Source organism: Streptomyces sp. NPDC008092, from assembly GCF_042957285.1.
GTDB lineage: Bacteria > Actinomycetota > Actinomycetes > Streptomycetales > Streptomycetaceae > Streptomyces.
This window is the reverse complement of sequence record NZ_JBIBHY010000003.1, coordinates 405,884-422,187: the sequence shown is the minus strand read 5'-3', so window position 1 is coordinate 422,187 and position 16,304 is coordinate 405,884. Positions and strand designations below refer to the sequence as shown.

The following is a 16,304-nucleotide window of genomic DNA, read 5'->3' as shown; positions in this document are numbered from 1 at the left end:
GGGTGAGGGATGTGAGGGAACGGCACGCATGCCGAGAAGGGCGGGCGGCTCGCAGTCGAGCCGCCCGCCCACGCAGGGGGACGGTTATGCCGGGGTCTCGTCGATGCTGGAGCCGCCCGGCAGGCCGGCGACCAGCGCCACCAGCGAGGCGTCCAGCGGACCCTGGTACATCCGCACCTCGTCCACGGCGCCGGAGAAGTACTCGCCCGCCGACGCCCCGGTCAGCGCCCGGCCGATCTGGAGGCTGGTCGTGCTGAAGTCCCAGGTGTTGTCCCAGGAGGCGTCGACCACGGCGACCCCGTTGACGTACAGGAGCACGTCTCCGAAGACCGCGTTGTAGACGAGGGCGAGGTGGTCGCCGTCGCCCGCGGAGCTCGGGGCGTCGCCCTTGTCCAGTTCGGTGACGGTGACCGGTGCGGAGGTGTCCGCGTCGGTCACGACCAGCTGCCAGCGGGCGTCGGCCGCCGAGTACCTGACCCTGATCGCGGTGCCGTTGGCGCCGGAGAGCGACAGCACCGTCTCGTCGGTCGCCGGGTTCGCCGCGGCCAGCCGGGCCCGGGCCGTCAGGGTGAAGCTGTCCTGGGCGGTGAGCGGGCCGGCCGCCGCGCGGGTGGCGTAGCCGCTGACGCCGTCCAGCGCCAGGTGCCCGTCGCCCCACAGCGGGGCGGCCGGCGGGACGCAGTCCGGGTCGGCCTCGGGGTCGCAGGACTCGTCCGGCGTGTAGACGGACGCGCCGCCGCCGAGGGTCAGACCGGTGCCGCCGGCGATCTCCGGGGAGACGCCGTTCGCGGCCTCGTCCAGCTGCCAGTAGGCCAGCTGGTGCGGCTGGATGCCGCCGAGCTCCTGGCCCTCGGTGGGCGGGATGACCCGGTCGTGCAGCTTGACGTCCGCGACGCTGCCCTTGAGGTTGTTGATGTAGCCGTCCAGGTCGAGCCGGCGGCCGATCTGCACGGCGCCGGTGGCGTTCCACACGGTGTGCCGGGCCTGCACGTCGTCGGCGACGAGGACGCCGTTGACGTAGAGCATCATCTTGCCGAGCTCGGCGTCGTACACGCCGATCAGGTGCGTCCAGCTGCCCACGACGGCCGTCGCGCCGGAGACCTTCCAGGTGCCCAGCGACTCCATGTCGCTGACCGGGATGCGGAAGGTCCAGGAGGCGCTGTCCTTGTCGTAGCCGAGCTCGAAGCCGGGCTGGGCGGTGCCGTCCTGGCTGACGACGGTCATGTTCTGGGTGGGCAGCGTCGGCAGCATCACCCAGGCGCTCACCGAGAAGGACCTGCCGGTGTCGACGGAGGCGGTGCCCGAGTCGAGGTAGGCGTTCTCGGTGCCGTCGAAGGAGGCGGCGGTGTCGGTGGAGCCGAGCGGGCCCGCGGCGCCGAAGGCCACTCCGGAACCGGGGGTCGCGGCGGGGGTGCTGCTGCTCCCGGCCGCCTTCGTGGCGCCCTTGGCGTCACCGAGGGTCCAGGCGGCGACGGGCGCACGGCCGTCGCTGACGAGGAAGACGTGCACGGTCGGCGTCTTCTGCGGATTGCCGGCGCCGTCGACCGCGGTCACGTGCAGGACGTACGGGCCCTCGCCGGGCGGCATCCAGCGGACGGTCGCAGGACCGCCGGTGGACTCGGCGTTCACGGTCTTCTTCGCGCTGTCGGCCTGCGGGCCCGTGAAGTAGTACGTGTACTTCGTCACGTCCGTCGACGGCGAGTCCATGGTGAAGTCGCCGTAGTCGCCGACGCCCGTGTGCCAGGCCTCGTCGTCGGGGTACTGGGCCGAGGTGATCGTGGCCGACTTGGGCTTGCTGGTGTCGTAGATGAACTCGCAGCGGGTCTGGTCGCCGTCGGTGGACCAGGCGCCGTACGACACCTGGTCGTAGCCGCGGACCGCCCAGGCGACGGTGGTGTTCGCCGGGATGCTGAACCCGGCTTCCCCGTCACCCGAGAGATCGCTGCCGATGGTGTAGAAGAACGTGGCCACACCGGTCTGGTCGCTCCAGCTGGAGTCCACCGTGGTCTTCTGGGCGGTCGTCGCGTAGTGCGTGACGGTGCCGCCGCCGGCGTCGGTCCACCAGACCTTGAACTGGGCCTGGAGCGTCTCGGAGTTGGAGCCGTTGTCGCCGTGGTCGTAGTCGCGGATCACGGCGGAGACCCGCGGTGCCTCGGTCACGTAGTGCTCGGTGGCGCTGCCGTACTCGCAGGTGCCGCCCGGCTTCATCTGCAGGTCGTCCTGGTCGGGCTCGGCCGGCGGCCGGTTGTAGGTCACTTCGAGGTGCGCGTTGCCGCAGAAGCGCTTCCAGTAGGAGGTGTCCGACTCACTGGCCGCCTTGAGGCGGAACGTGGTGGTGTCCCAGCTCTTGTCGGACGCGGTCTGGATGGTGCTCTTCACGTCGAAGCGGACGTTCTGGTTCTTCGAGGTGCACGTACCGGCGTTGGCCGTGGAGGAGTCGGTGCCGAGCGTGGCCTTGGAGGCCGGCTGGTTGTCCCAGTCGGTCTGCGAGCTGATCGCGCTCGCGCCGGTGCTGTTGACCCGGGCGAGCTGCACCTCACGGGCGCTGGAGCTGTAGGTGAACACCTGCGTCACCGCGAACTCGGCGCTGACGATGTCCTTGCCGGCGAAGGTGCCCGTCGGGATCGCGAAGAACTGCCGCTTCACGTCCGTCGAGCTGCTGCACCGGACCGACACGTCGGACGGGCACAGGCCGACCCCTTCGTCGTCGTCGAACTTCCAGAAGGAGGTGCCCGAGTAGTGCGAGGACACCATGGTCCAGCCCGTGTTGGTGGCGGTCTTGATGACCGGGTCGATGTAGACCGGGTAGACGGTGCCGGCGTCGGTGAGCAGGTCCGTGTCGGGGGTGAGCGTCATCGCGCCCGCGGAGACGTCCACGCCGACGCCGGCCACCCGGGCGCCCTCGGGGGGCGTCTGGGTGTTCTCGTCGGCGGCGGGGGTGTCGCCCTGCGCCGCGTGGCTGGAGTCCCACATCACCGGCTGCGGCGCCTCGAAGACCGCGCCGCCCGAGCCGGTGTCGGTGGCGGTCAGCCCGCCGTCGCCGGTCTCCGTCAGCCGCACCGAGGAGGTGTCGAGCGGAAGGCGCAGCTTCGCCAGCTCCGGGTCGGCCGCGGCCTTCGCGTTCTTGACGACCAGCACGTGGGAGAAGCCCTCGGCGCTCGCGGTGACCTTGAGGTCGACACCGTCCAGCACGTCCGGGTACGTGGCGGTCGAGCCGTCGACCTTCGGCTCGGGCAGCTTGTCGGGCCAGTCGAGGGAGACGGAGCGCCCGTCCTTCTCGATCTCGGCGAAGGTCGTGTCGCCGCCGCCGGAGAAGGACATGGCGGTCAGCGCCGCCTTCGGGGCGAGGGTCCCGTTCTTCCGGCGGACCAGCGTGGTGTCGATGTCCGTCCACTCGCCGTCGACGCGGGTGCGGACGGGCTGGACGTACTCGCTGACGGTGAACGTGCCGTCCGGGTTGGCGACGGTGGTGCTGCGTTCGTCGCGCAGGCTCTGGATCTCGACGGGCCGGCCGGACTTCTTCGCCCTGGTCCGGGCGGCGTTCGGGGAGAGCGACGAGTCGCTGCCGTCGGCTGTGCTCGCGCTCCGGCTCCGGCCGGCCTGCGTCTGCTCGGCGGCCGGTGCGGGGACGGCGCTCAGCGCGGTCGTCAGCAGGGCCGCCACGGCGGCGGCCGCGACGAGGGGCCGGCGTCCGGGTCTCCTGCGGATCTTGATGGTGCGGATCTTGATGCTGCGGAACTTCATGGTGCGGAACTTCATGCTGCGGAACTTCATGGTGCGGTGCTCTCCGCTCCTGTGCCGGCCGTTCACCCGATCACCCCGAACGTCGAGCCGGCGTCGGGCAGACCGCCCGATCCGGGCACGTGGACGGTGGTCCCGGTGCTGGTGGTGCCGTCGATGTCGGACCACGGCATGACGTACGCGACGCCCTTCGAGGTGGCCGGCTCCTTGCTGTAGGGCACGCCCACGTAGAGGTTGACGCTGCCGCCCACGAGCGCGAGGCCGGTGTAGTCCCGGGCGGTCGCGGTGCCGGGCAGTCCCGAACCGCGGAAGAGTTCCTTGTCGTTGGCGCCGAGGGCGGTGTCGAGCGGCCGGAAGACGTGCACGGCGCCCGCGTCCCTGACCGTCGAGGTGTCCTTGCCGGGCTCGCCGACGGCCAGCCGGACGACGGCCGAGGTGGTCACGACACTGGTGTCGGTGTTGGCGATCACCACGCGCTGGCCCATGGCGTCACCGGCGACCGCGTCGCCCTCGACGTCCGCGACGCTGTTGTCGAACGCCGCGACCTGCGTGTACGCGCCGGACGGCTGGATGCGGACCACCGTGACCCCGCCCGCGTCCGGCGTGGTGCCGATGTCCTCACCGGGAACGCCGACGGCCAGCAGCACGTCGGAGTTGTACGTCTGGTCGCTGGGCCGGTAGCCGGTCATCGAGACCGAGAAGCCGAAGCGGTCGCCCGCCTCCGACGCGCCGCCGATCCCGTCGCTGTCCTGCGACAGCCCCAGGAGCGGGGTGGGCAGGCCGCTCGCGAGCGTGTGGCTGAACACCGCGACCCCGCCGGCGAACTCCTCGTCCCCGATGGCCTCGCCCGGGGTGCCGACCGCGAAGTAGCGGTTGGTCCCGGTGAGCGAGTAGCCGAAGCGGTCGTTCACCTCGGGATCGCCGGGCACGCCGGTGGAGTTCTGGTTCACGGAGACCTTGGTGCTGCCCTGCACGTACTCGATGCAGCCGGCGTCGGCATAGGTCGTGCCGCCGAAGGTGACGCCCTCACCGGGGACGCCGATGACCAGGTACGGCGTTCCGCTCGCGGTCGTGCCCGCCTTGAGGGCGTAGCCGAACCAGTCGTACGCCTCGGTGGTGGTGGCGGTGTCGAACCCGTTCTGGCTGTAGCCCTGGATCGCCGAGCCCGTCCCGATGCCGGTGGGCGTGCCGTGGATGACGTAGATCGCCCCGGCGTCGACGAGGTTCGTGCCGTCCCTGACGACGTCCTCGTAGGGCGCGCCGACCACCAGGTCGCTGCAGCCGTCGCCGTCGGCGTCGTAGGCGGCGTAGGACGTGCCGAAGCCGTCGCCGGCCTCGGGCGTCGCGTCCATGCCGCTGGTCGCCTGCGAGATCTCCGAGACGCCCTTGCCGCCGCCCAGCACCACCCGTACGAGACCGGCCCGCTTGGCCCCGTTCACCGTGGCGCCCGGGTCGGCGATCACCGTGTCCTGGACACCGTCGCCGTTGAAGTCGCTCGCCGTCCCCGCCGTGCATGTGGCAGCGGCCGCCTGCGGCGAGGTCAGCGTCACGCCCCCCGTCGCGGCCAGGAGAAGACCGGCCACGGCGGCCAGTTTCCCTGCCAGATGTGTACGCGTACGCACACTCCACCCCTTGTTTTCCCGCCGGGCGGGCCCAGGTAAGACCACCCTATGAATGACGTAAGAGCAGACTAAATACGAGCCAAATAAAAATCGTCAAGGCCGGTCGAGAAACAAGATGCACACAGCAACCACACAGAGTGTGACCATCTTTGCCTTATGCGCCGCAACGAAGAAGAAGGGGGCCCGGAGTGTCGAACGAGAACAAAAAGGGCGCGTCACGGGCCCCTGACCAGGGTGACTGACCGGTACTTCACCGAATATTCACATGACTACTCGGAGATGGTCGTGATACGTTCATGACCAGAAGCTGTTTCGGGCCGGCGAGTCAATCGGGACCTCTTCCACCGAAATCCCCCGCCGAGGGACGCCGGGCCAATTGATCGCACCGCCCCGGCAGGCGAGCGGGAATAGCCGCCGCTTTCCCCGCCCTACGTTTTTCTTTCCCGGACCCCCCGTCCCGGATTCCCCGTCCAGGATTCCTTTTCCCGGATTCCGTTTCCCGGTTTTCCTTTCCCGGTTGCCGAATACCGGCGGGGTGGGCAGGGCTCGGGGCACACCGGGAATCCGGGCCGGCCGGCGCGTCAGCCCGCCGTGAACGTGTCGACGGCGACGTCGAAGTACTCCCGCGCCTCCCGCACCTTCCCGACCGGCGCCGACACCCACACGTCGTACAGCAGCCCGCCCTCCTCCCAGCAGAGGTCGTAGGTGTGCCGCGGTCCCTCCGTCGCGCTGAAGCCCTTCCAGGTGAACTCCCAGAACGCGGCGGGGTGTCCGGAGTGCGTGGTGTCGGTGACCCGGCCGTCGTGGTAGCCGGGGTTCGTGCTCGGCCCCTCGGCCGCCGCGCGCCGCATCGCCCCTCCCGGTCCGCCGGTCTGCGTCTCGGACACCTTGATGCCGAGCCGGAAGGTCTGCCCCCGCGACAGGTAGAAGACGCGCTCGCCCTGCGGGTCGCGGGTGAAACCCTCCGGTACGGCGAGGGAGAAGCCGGCCGGGTCCTGCGCGAGGCGGTAGCCGGAGGGTGCGGTGCGGGAGTGGGCGGTGGGGGGCGGCGAGCCGGTCGAGGAGGGGGTCGGGGTGGTGGCCGTGGCCGAGGGGGACGGGGTGGCCGAAGGGGTCGCCGGATGCGACGCGGAGACGGCCGTCGTGCCTCCGGGGCCCGGGGTGGTGCCGCCCCCGTCCCCGTGGAACAGCAGCGTGGCCGCCGACACGCCCGCCCCGGCCATCGCGGCGACCAGCAGCGCGGCGACCAGCACCCCGCGGGTGGACGGCCGGGGCGGCACCGCCGGTTCCGGGGACGGCGGCCACGGAACGTCCCGCTGGGTCGGCGTGTACGACGCGACGCCCGCACTCCGCACCGCACCGCCGGCGCCGGTCACGGCCCCCGTCTCCAGGAACCCGCGCAGCATCAGCTCGGCCTCCGCCGCGCCCAGCCGGCGCTCGGGATCCCGCTCCAGCAGCCCCCGTACGACCGGCAGCAGCGGCTCGGCCTGGGCCGGTGGCCGGATCTCGTCGGAGACCACGGCGTGCAGGATCCCGCCGAGCGAGTCGCGCCGGAACGGCGACTCGCCGCTGAGCGCCGCGCACAGCAGCGCCCCCAGCGACCACAGGTCGGACGCCGGGCCGGACCGGCCGCCGGACATCCGCTCGGGCGCGGTGTACTCGGGCGAGCCGACGAAGGATCCGGTCTCGGTGAGCGTGGTGGCACCCGCGACCTGGGCGATCCCGAAGTCGGTGAGCACGACACGCCCGGTGGCGGCCTCCACGAGCACGTTCGCCGGCTTGATGTCCCGGTGCAGCACCCCGGCCCCGTGCGCCGCCCGCACCGCGCTCAGCAGCGCGATCCCGATCCGCGCGGCCTCGCCGACGTCCACCGGCCCGCTCCGCGAGATCCGGTCGGCCAGCGAACCGCCCTCGATCAACTCCATGACGATGTACGGCCGTCCGCCGTCCTCGACCACGTCGTGCACGACGATGATGTGCGGGTGGTGCAACTGGGCGACGGCCTGGGCCTCACGCAGGGTGCGTTCGCGGCGCAGCCGGGCGTCGTCGTCCGAGAGGGAGTCGTCGACGGTGAGCTCCTTGACGGCGACCTGCCGCCCCAGTAACTGGTCGGTCGCACGCCATACGACACCCATTCCGCCCCGCCCGAGCCGCGCTTGCAGGCGATAACGCCCCGCGATCAGACGGACGGCGTCCCCGTCGGTCCCCATGGCCCCATGATGCCGCACCGGACCCGAACCTTCCGGACGGTGACAAGCCAAGACGCCCGGCCGCGGCGCCGCTTTCCGGGGCGCGCCGGGGCGCACGGCCGCGTCAGCCGGACGACCCCGGCTCCTGCCAGCTCTGCAGCACCCACTTGAACTGCTGGGCGGCCGTCGACCAGTCCGCCGCCGGCGACGACATGTAGATCGCGTACTCGACGCCCGCCCGTGAGTAGTACGTCTCCTCGACCGCCCGCCGGGGCCCGGCCACGTTCGCCCCGTCCTTCGCCAGCGCCGTCCAGGTGTACTCCCACAGCGCCCCGTCCCGGTCCCGGTACAGGTTCTGCTTCATGGTCACGCGCTTGTAGTCGACCAGCTTCTGCAACTGCTGCTCCAGGTCCTGCTGGTGCGCGAGCGCGTTGGAGAAGTCCGGCGAGCTGTCGATCGCGATGCGCACGAAGTGCTTGCCGCCGTCGGGCGTGTAGTCGACCTGCTTGAGGTCGCCGTCGATGCCGAAGACCTTGCGCTGCCACCCCTTGGGCAGGGAGAGGCCGAAGCCGAGCGGGTCGTGCACGGCCTGCCAGTCGGCGGGAACGGCGCCGTCCGGGGCCGTGGTCGCGCTCTGCGAGGAGGACGGGCCCGAGGTGGCCGGCGAGGCCACGCTGCCGCTGCCGTCCCGCTGCCCGGAGTCCCACTTCTGCAGGGCCACGGCCGCGCCACCGCCGAGCAGCGCGGCCACGGCGACGACGAACGCGAGCGTCCGCAGCCGGCGCCGGCCGGACCGGCCGGAGACGGGCGCGGACGGCGGACCGACGGTCGTCGGCGCGCTCAGGGAACCACCGGGGGGCCGCTGCCCCTCGTAGGAGCCCCCGTGAGAACTCCCGTAGGAGTTGCTGCTGTACGCGTTGCCGCCGTAGGAGTTACTGCCGTACGCGTTGCTGCCGTGCGAGCCCGCGTGGCCCGCGCCCTCCTGGAAACTCTCGTACGCGCCACCGGAGTCCAGCCGCGTCCCCCCGTCGCTGCCGATGCCGCCGCCGCTGAGCTGCGACTGCGTCGGCACGTACGCCTGGGCCGCGCTCGGCCGCCGGCCCTCCGCCGCCTCGGCGAGCATCTGCTCGGTCTCCTCGGGGCTCGGCCGCTCGGCCGGTTCCTTGCGGAGCAGGGCCGTGATGACCGGCTCCAGCGGGCCCGCGGCACGCGGCTCCGCGGCCTCGTCCTCGACGACCGCCTGCATGGTGGTCAGCGGCGAGGTGCGGCGGAACGGCGAACGCCCCTCCACCGCCGTGTACAGCGTCGCGCCCAGCGCCCACAGGTCGGAGGACGGCCCCGGGTCGTGCCCGCGCACGCGCTCCGGCGCGAGGTAGTCGACTGATCCGACCACTTCCCCGGTACGGGTGATCGTCGTGTCGCCCTCGATCTGCGCGATGCCGAAGTCGGTGAGGAGCACCCGGCCGTCCCGGCCGATCAGCACGTTGCCGGGCTTGACGTCCCGGTGCAGCACCCCGGCGCTGTGCGCGGCGCGCAGCGCGCGCAGCACCCACAGCCCGATCCGCGCGGCCTCCCGCGGCTCGATGCGCCCCTGCTCCTTGACCGCGTCGGCCAGCGAGTGGCCCTCGACCAGCTCCATGACGATCCACGGGCGGCCGTCGTGTTCGAGTACGTCGTGGACGGTGACGACGGCGGAGTGGTTGATGCGCGCCGCGGCCCGGGCCTCCGCCCGGGTACGGGCCAGCAGGATGGCCTGGTCGCCCTCGGAGACGTAGAGCGCGGCCGTCAACTCCTTGATGGCGACCGCCCGGTGCAGCACTTCGTCATGGGCGCGCCACACCCGGCCCATGCCGCCGCTGCCGATGATGTCGGCCAGCCGGTAGCGGCCCGCGATGAGCAGGCCCTGCATCTGATTCACGTTGCCCCGCAATGCTCTTGTCAGGGTCAGACTAAGGACCGCCCCTCGGTCAGGGAACAAGTGGGGTCCCACGGAGACAGCACTGTGACGGTTCTCGCTTTCGTCACCGGATGTGAACGAAATCCCCGCACCGGCACGGGAACCGACCGCCCCGGGGACGCGTTGACTTCCACCCGGCCCGCCCACTGGTACGTGTACGGCCGCGTCCGCGTCTCAGCGCGCGCCTCAGCCCGCTTCCTGGCCCGTGTCCCGGCCCGCGTCCTAGCCCGTGTACTTGTACGTCGCCGACGCCTGCTCGTACAGCGTGGTCACCTCGTCCCGGTCGGACTCGGGGCCGCGCACCTGCACGATGTGGTACCTCCCGTTGATCAGGAAGACCATGTTGCGCACGAACAGGTCGCCCTCCTGGCTGTCCGTCCAGGTGAACTGCCCCTCGGCCGACACCTGCTGACCCACCGTGATGGTCCGCAGCCCCCCGGCGGTGGCCCAGCTGGAGTCCCGGTACGGCTGCAGCTCCGGTTCCCTGTCCCGCTGGTACGTCATCGGGTCGCTGCCGTAGGCCGCCGCGCTGTCCCGTCCCGCCACCACGATCAGCTCGAACTTCCCGTGCGAGTAGATCACCTGGCCGCTGCTGTTCTTCGGGGACCGGCTCCAGCCCTTGGCGACGGCGATCCGGAAGCCGTTCGGGTCGTCGCGCAGGGTGAACCCGTCGGCGACGGTCGAGCCGCCCGTCGAACCGGCGGTGGTCTGCGTCTCGGTGGACGGGGGCGACGTGGGGGTCGGCGTCGGTGCCGGAGCGGACGTCTGGCTCCGGCTCGGTGCGGAACTCGCCTGGCCGGCCGCGCCGGTCCGGTCGCCGGTCCCCGCGCCCTGGTCCCCGGTGTCCTTCTTCGGCAGGAACAGCATGGCGTAGGCGACCGCCGCGGCCAGCAGGAGCAGGACCAGCAGAAGCAGGGTGCGGCCGAGCTTGCGCGGGGACCCGGCCTCCTCCCGGGCCCGCTTGTGCCGGCCGTGCGTCGCCGGGAGCCCGGCCCTGCGCCTGCGCACCAGCTCCCCGCGGCGCCGGACGATCGGCAGCCGCCTGGGGTCGGCGGGCGGGGCGGCGACGACATGCGTACCGGCGTCCGGCTCCGGCGCGGACCGCACCAGCGAGCGCAGCCAGCCGCGCAGCTCCTCGAAGTCCAGCCGCTCGGTGGGGTCCTGACGCAGCAACGACTCCACGACCGGCCTGAGCGACCCGCACTCCTCCGCGAACGCGGGCGGCTCCGCGCACACCAGCTGCACCAGCTCGGCCGTCGACTCCTCCGGATACGGCGCGTGTCCCTGCACCGACCGGAACAGCAGCGCGCCGAGCGCCCACAGGTCGGTGGCCGGGCCGATGGGCGCCGCCAGCTGCCAGTTCTCGTGCACCGGAACGGCCTGCTCCGGCGCCCAGCGCTCGGTCACCGGCCCCACGACGGTCATCCGCACCTGCCGCGCCCGCTCGGCGGCCAGCGCGGTGCCGGGCCCCCGCCGTCCGGGGACCGTGGCGCCGGACTCACCCCAGCGGGCGGCACCGGCTCCGGCACCCTGCGCGGGCACGACGGCGTGCGGCTGCCCCTGGGCGCCTCGGAACTCGACACCGGCCCCGGGAGGGATCGCGCCGGTGCCGGTGCCGGTGCCAGTCCCGGTCCCGGGAGGGACCGCGCCGGGTCCGGCGGACGGGAGCGCGGTGCGTTCGTGGCCGGGGGCCACCGCCGGGGGCGTGCCGGGGCGGGAGCGGGGTGCGGCGCCGTGCCAGGGCGACGGCGCGCCGCGCACCCCGTACGGGTCCGCTATCCGGCCGGGCGGCATGCCGTCGGCGGCCCGCTGCTCCCCGCCCGGCTCCTGCGCCTGCCCGTTCGCATACGGCGGCTGCGCCCCGCCGTTGGCATACGGCTGCTGGGCCGCCCCGTTGGCATACGGCTGCTGGGCCGCCCCGTTGGCGTGTCCCGGGCCGTACGGCGGCTGCGGCACCGGCGCCGCGGTGCCGCCCTCGGCCGGCGGCCGGGCACCGGGCAGCGCGGCACGCCCGTTCTGCTGGGCCTCCTGGACCCGGGCGGCGGCCCTGGCTCCCGCCCGGTACGCGGCGATCGCGCCGGCCCGGGCGGCCCGGATGTCCGAGCCGGTCTCCAGCGCCCGCCGCTCCACGGCACCCGTACCGGTGCCGCCCGTACCGGTGCCGCCAGGGCCCTCGTCCGGACCGGCCCCCGGCAGCCCGCCGGCGGCCCGCGCCTGGATCGCGGCACGCCGAGCGGCCTCGGGATCGGTCTCCGGCGCGCCGGGCGCCTGCTGCGCGCCGCCCGTACCACCGGACGCACCACCAACGCTCCCGATGCCTCCGACGGCGACGGCACCTGAGCCGCCGGAACCGCCCGAAACACCCGAGCCGGGCGAAACGTTCGGACCGGACGGGCCCGACTGACGGGGCGGACCTGACAGACCCGGCGGACCGCCGGGCGTGGCGGAACCTTCCGCCTCCCCGACCCACCGCCTCCCGTCGGTCTCCGCGCCGCCCTCGCCGCCCTCGCCTTCCTGCGCCGGCACCGGGTCGTACCCGCACAGCGCCTCCTCCGCCGCCCCGACCGCGAGGCCGGTCAGCATCACCCGGCCGTCGTCGCAGACGAGGACCGTGCGGGCGGTGATGTTGCGGTGCACCCAGCCGTGGGCGTGCAGCACCCGCAGCGCCATCAGCACGTCGGAGGCGACCTCCGCCGCCCGGTACGGGCTCAGCGGCTGCTCCGCGAGCACCGCGGCCAGCGACCGCGCGGCGACCGACTCGCTGACGATCCAGAGCGAACCGCCCTCGGCGAACACGTCGAAGACCTGGTCGAGCCGGGGATGGTCGGGGATCCGGGCGGCGGCCTGCGCGGCCTCGACGGCGCGCCGTACCACCGGGTCGCTGGGCCGGCGTGTCGCGGTGCGCGCCGACGCCGGCCGCCGCGCGCCACGGTCACGCGCAGTGAAACCCGCCGGCAACCCCTCGGCGTCCAGCACCTCGGCCTCGACGACCTCCGGCAACGGCACCTGACGGACGAACACCTCCTGCCCGCTGTAGGTGTCGAAGGCCCGGGTCTCGGTGTGTTCGTACTCGTCGGAGGGGGGCAGCGGCAGGCGGTAACGGTCGGCGAGCACCCGACCCGCGTAGTCGTCCACGTTGCCTCCCCCGGCCGCCCGGCTGGTCAAATCCGTTCGTTTCGCGGCCCGTTCTGTATGCATACCTGGATGCGTACGGTCCGCAACCACTCACGATACGTGCCGGAGGCAAGTTGCATTGTGGGGATGCGAATTTGTCACTTGGGCTGGAACGACGCCGTCAGCGTCTTCCAGGTGTCCTTGCGCAGCTCACTGCTCCAGTCGTCGGCCTTCGCGGTGTACATCAGCGCGTACCCCTGCTTGGAGCTGACGACGAAACCCCGGTCGATGGTCCGGTACTCGGTGCCGCCGTCCACGTAGGTGAACTCCCAGTCGGCCGTGTTCCAACTGCGGTAGCTCACCTGGGCTATGCGTATCTTCTGGTACTGGGAGCGCACCATGTAGCGCTCCTGGTTCTCCCAGTCCGCCACCGGGTCGTCCTTGGGCGTGCTCGTCCAGGCGATCAGCAGCTTCTGCCCGTCGGGCCCGGTGAACCGGTCCCCGGCGGAACTGCTGGTCTGGAACTTCCAGCCCTTGGGCAGCCCGATCGAGTACCCCTGGCCGCCCTTGTACGTCTGCACCACCGGCGCGCTGCCACTGTCGCTGCCGCTGCCACTGGAGTTCGACGCCGAGGACGCGTCGTCGCCGGACCCGTCCGAGTCGTCGCTCCCGGAGGTGTCGGCCGCCGAGGCGTCCCCGTCCGTCCGCGTGCCGCCGCTCGTGTCCTGCTTGGTGGAGTCCCCGGAACCGGACGTCGAACCGGAACCGGACCCGGACCCGCTGCTCGCGCTCGCCCCCGCGGACGCCACCGCCTTGGAACCGCCGCTCTTGCCGCTCCCCTTGCTGTCCCCGTCGCCGCCGTTCAGCACGATGGCGAGCACGGTACCGAGCACCGCGAGCACCACCACCACGGCGATGATCACCAGGGTGCGCCTCGGCACCACGTCGGTGAGCGGTGCCTTGGGCACGGGCCGGGGCGCCAGGTCCAGATCCGGCGGCGGCATCACGGGCCACCCCGAACTCGCCTTGCCGGCTGCGGGCTTGGCCGCACCCGAGGCGGGAACGGCACCGGACCCGCCACCGGCGGCCGGACGCGCACCCCCGACCGGCCCCGAGGCCGAACCGGAAACGACCGGTGCCGAGGCCGGCGCCGAGGAGGCACCCGCCGCCGTGCCCGCGCCGGCCCCGGTGGCGGCGCCGGCGCTCTTCGTCCGGGTCGCGGCCGCGGCACTCGCCGCTCCCGCGGCCTTCCGCACCGACCGCAGCGCCCCGCGCAGCTTCTCCCCGGCCTCCTCGCCCCGCTTGGCCCCGGCGCCCTTCTCCTCCTGCGGCGCCTCGGGCTGCGGAGGCAGCGGTACGACCCGGGTGGCGTCCGCGGGGACCTCCTCCGGCGCGTTGATGACCGCGTCGAGCATCGCCCGCGCGCCCGCGTCGTCCAGCCGCTTGGCCGGATCCTTGGTGAGCAGCCCGTAGATGACGTCCTTCAGCGGTCCCGCGTTCTTGGGCTCCTCCAGCTGCTCGGTCATCACCGCCGTCAGGGTCGCGATCGCCGACCCCTTGTCGTACGGCGGTGCGCCCTCGACCGCCGCGTACAGCAGGCCGCCGAGCGACCACAGGTCGGCCGCCGGGCCGGGCTTGTGACCACGGGCCCGCTCCGGGGAGATGTAGGAGGGGGCGCCGACGAGCATGCCGGTGGAGGTGATGGACGGGTCGCCCTCGACCTGCGCGATGCCGAAGTCGGTGAGCACGACCCGGCCGTCGCTCTCCGAGATCAGCACGTTGGACGGCTTCACGTCCCGGTGCAGGATGCCCTCGCGGTGCGCCGACCGCAGCACGTCCAGGATCGCCAGCCCGACCTCGGCCGCCCGCTTCGGCTCCAGCAGGCCGTCCTCCCGGATGACCTCGGCCAGCGACTTGCCCTCGACCAGCTCCATCACGATCCAGGGCCGGTCGTCCTCCTCGACCACGTCGAAGACCGTCACCGCGCTGTTGTTGCGGATCCGGGCGATCGCCTTGGCCTCGCGCAGGGTGCGCGTGATCAGGCGCCGCTTCTCCTCCTCGTCGATGTTCGACGGGAACCGCAGCTCCTTGACGGCCACCGTGCGGCCGAGGGTCTCGTCCTCGGCCCGCCACACCGTGCCCATGCCGCCGCGGCCGAGCACTCCTCCCAGCCGGTACCGCCCGGCGAGAAGACGCTCACTCTTGTCCTGACGAGTCTCCTGACGAGAAGTCCCCGCCCGCTCCGCCTCCGACATGCGTCCCCTCATGCAACCCGCCCTGACAGAGCCTCCATTGTCCCTCACCCGACAAGTGCCCAACGCCCAGGGGCCCCCTGATCGCGCATCGGGGCCCACCGACCGGAACCCCCCGTGACGAGGGCGTCACACGGGCGGGATGATGAGCCCCGGGAAGGGAGGAACCCTGATGCCGTCGCTTCGGACACTGCTGGCCATACCGGTCTCTCTCGCCCTGCTGTTCGCCCCGCTGATGGCCGGTTCCGCCTCCTCGGCGGAGTCCACGGACCCCCTCCTGTCACAGTTCGTCACCAAAGGCGGAGCACCCGCCGCCGCGCTCCTGGACCACGACGGCGACGACGTCCGCTATGCGGCCGCCGGCCAGGACATCGCCCGTGCCGACCACTTCCGCGCCGGCAGCATCACGAAGACCTTCATCGCCACCGTCGTCCTGCAACTGGCCGCGGAACACCGGCTCTCCCTGTCCGACCGCGTGGAGCGGTACCTGCCGGGACTGCTGCGCGGACACGGCGTCGACGGGCGGAGAATCACCCTGCGGGCCCTGCTCAGCCACACCAGCGGGCTAGCCGACTTCACCACGGTCACCCGGGGGGCCGTGCCCCTGACCCCGCTTCAGGCCGTCCGCGTCTCGCTCGCCCTCCCGTCGACCCGGCTGGGTCACTACGCGTACTCCAGCACCGACTACGTCGTGCTCGGCATGGTCATCCGCCAGGTCACCGGTCACTCGTACGCCACCGAGGTCCGGCGCCGCATCATCACCCCCCTCCGCCTGACGGGCACGTCCTTCCCCGGCGCCCGCACCACGCTGCCCTCTCCGCACGGCCGCGCCTATGCGACCGACGGCTCCGACGTCACCGAACTCGACCCGCGCGTGGCCGGCGCGGCGGGCGAGCTGGTGACCACGCTCGACGACCTGGACCGCTTCTACGCGGCGCTGCTGGACGGCGAGCTGCTGCCCCCGCGCCGGCTGCGCGAGATGCTCGACACCCGTGCCGCACACGGCGCGTACGGCCTGGGGATCTTTCCTGTGAAGCTGCCGTGCGGGACCACGGTGTGGGGGCACAACGGCCGGATCGCGGGCAGCTACGTGCGGAGCGCTGCCTCGATCGGCGGCCGGCATGTCCTCACGTTCCGTGTGAACACGACGTCGATCGCAGACCCGGACCTCGAACCCGCACTGCTCGCGGCCGAGTTCTGCCCTCGCAATGGGTAGAACGGCCCGGGTTCGGCGGGAGATCCCGATGCCGGGTCGCTCGATCGGGTGATGCCGGACGGTCGAGTGGCGCGGGCGGGGCAGGCGGGGCGGGTGGCACGGGTGACTCAGGCGGCACCCGGCACCCGGCACCCGGCCCACAGGTCGCCCCGGCGCACCGCACCGCACCGGAACCCCGAGCCCCGAGCCCGGAGCCCGGAGCCCGGAGCCCGG

The 16,304-nt window shown here is 72.7% G+C and carries 7 protein-coding genes; 1 reads left to right on the top strand and 6 read right to left on the bottom strand.

The genetic code is table 11. From position 1 onward, the window contains the following. Nucleotides 1-84 precede the first annotated feature (84 nt). From ACFZB3_RS11175 to ACFZB3_RS11150, 6 genes are all read right to left on the bottom strand, one after another. Entirely contained in the window at nucleotides 85-3,774 is a 3,690-nt protein-coding gene (locus tag ACFZB3_RS11175) for a LamG-like jellyroll fold domain-containing protein (protein ID WP_391373046.1), read from the bottom strand. Nucleotides 3,775-3,806: 32 nt separating this feature from the next. Beyond that, a complete protein-coding gene (locus ACFZB3_RS11170) occupies nucleotides 3,807-5,363 on the bottom strand; it encodes a VCBS repeat-containing protein (protein ID WP_391373044.1) in 1,557 nt (518 codons plus the stop codon). 581 nt (nucleotides 5,364-5,944) lie between these two features. Further along, nucleotides 5,945-7,573, bottom strand: a complete 1,629-nt coding sequence (locus tag ACFZB3_RS11165; protein ID WP_391373041.1) for a protein kinase — start codon at nucleotides 7,571-7,573, stop codon at nucleotides 5,945-5,947. Nucleotides 7,574-7,676: 103 nt separating this feature from the next. Beyond that, nucleotides 7,677-9,461: a protein kinase gene (locus ACFZB3_RS11160; protein WP_391373038.1), complete on the bottom strand. Its 1,785-nt coding sequence runs from the start codon at nucleotides 9,459-9,461 to the stop codon at nucleotides 7,677-7,679. A 270-nt stretch (nucleotides 9,462-9,731) separates the two neighbouring features. Next, nucleotides 9,732-12,644, bottom strand: a complete 2,913-nt coding sequence (locus ACFZB3_RS11155; protein ID WP_391373035.1) for a protein kinase — start codon at nucleotides 12,642-12,644, stop codon at nucleotides 9,732-9,734. Between the two features lie 137 nt (nucleotides 12,645-12,781). After that, nucleotides 12,782-14,878, bottom strand: a complete 2,097-nt coding sequence (locus ACFZB3_RS11150) for a protein kinase (RefSeq protein WP_391374028.1) — start codon at nucleotides 14,876-14,878, stop codon at nucleotides 12,782-12,784. A 169-nt stretch (nucleotides 14,879-15,047) separates the two neighbouring features. Here ACFZB3_RS11150 and ACFZB3_RS11145 point away from each other — a divergent pair, with 169 nt between their 5' ends. Next, on the top strand, nucleotides 15,048-16,091 hold the full coding sequence (locus ACFZB3_RS11145) for a serine hydrolase (protein ID WP_391373033.1): 1,044 nt from the start codon (nucleotides 15,048-15,050) through the stop codon (nucleotides 16,089-16,091). Nucleotides 16,092-16,304 lie beyond the last annotated feature (213 nt).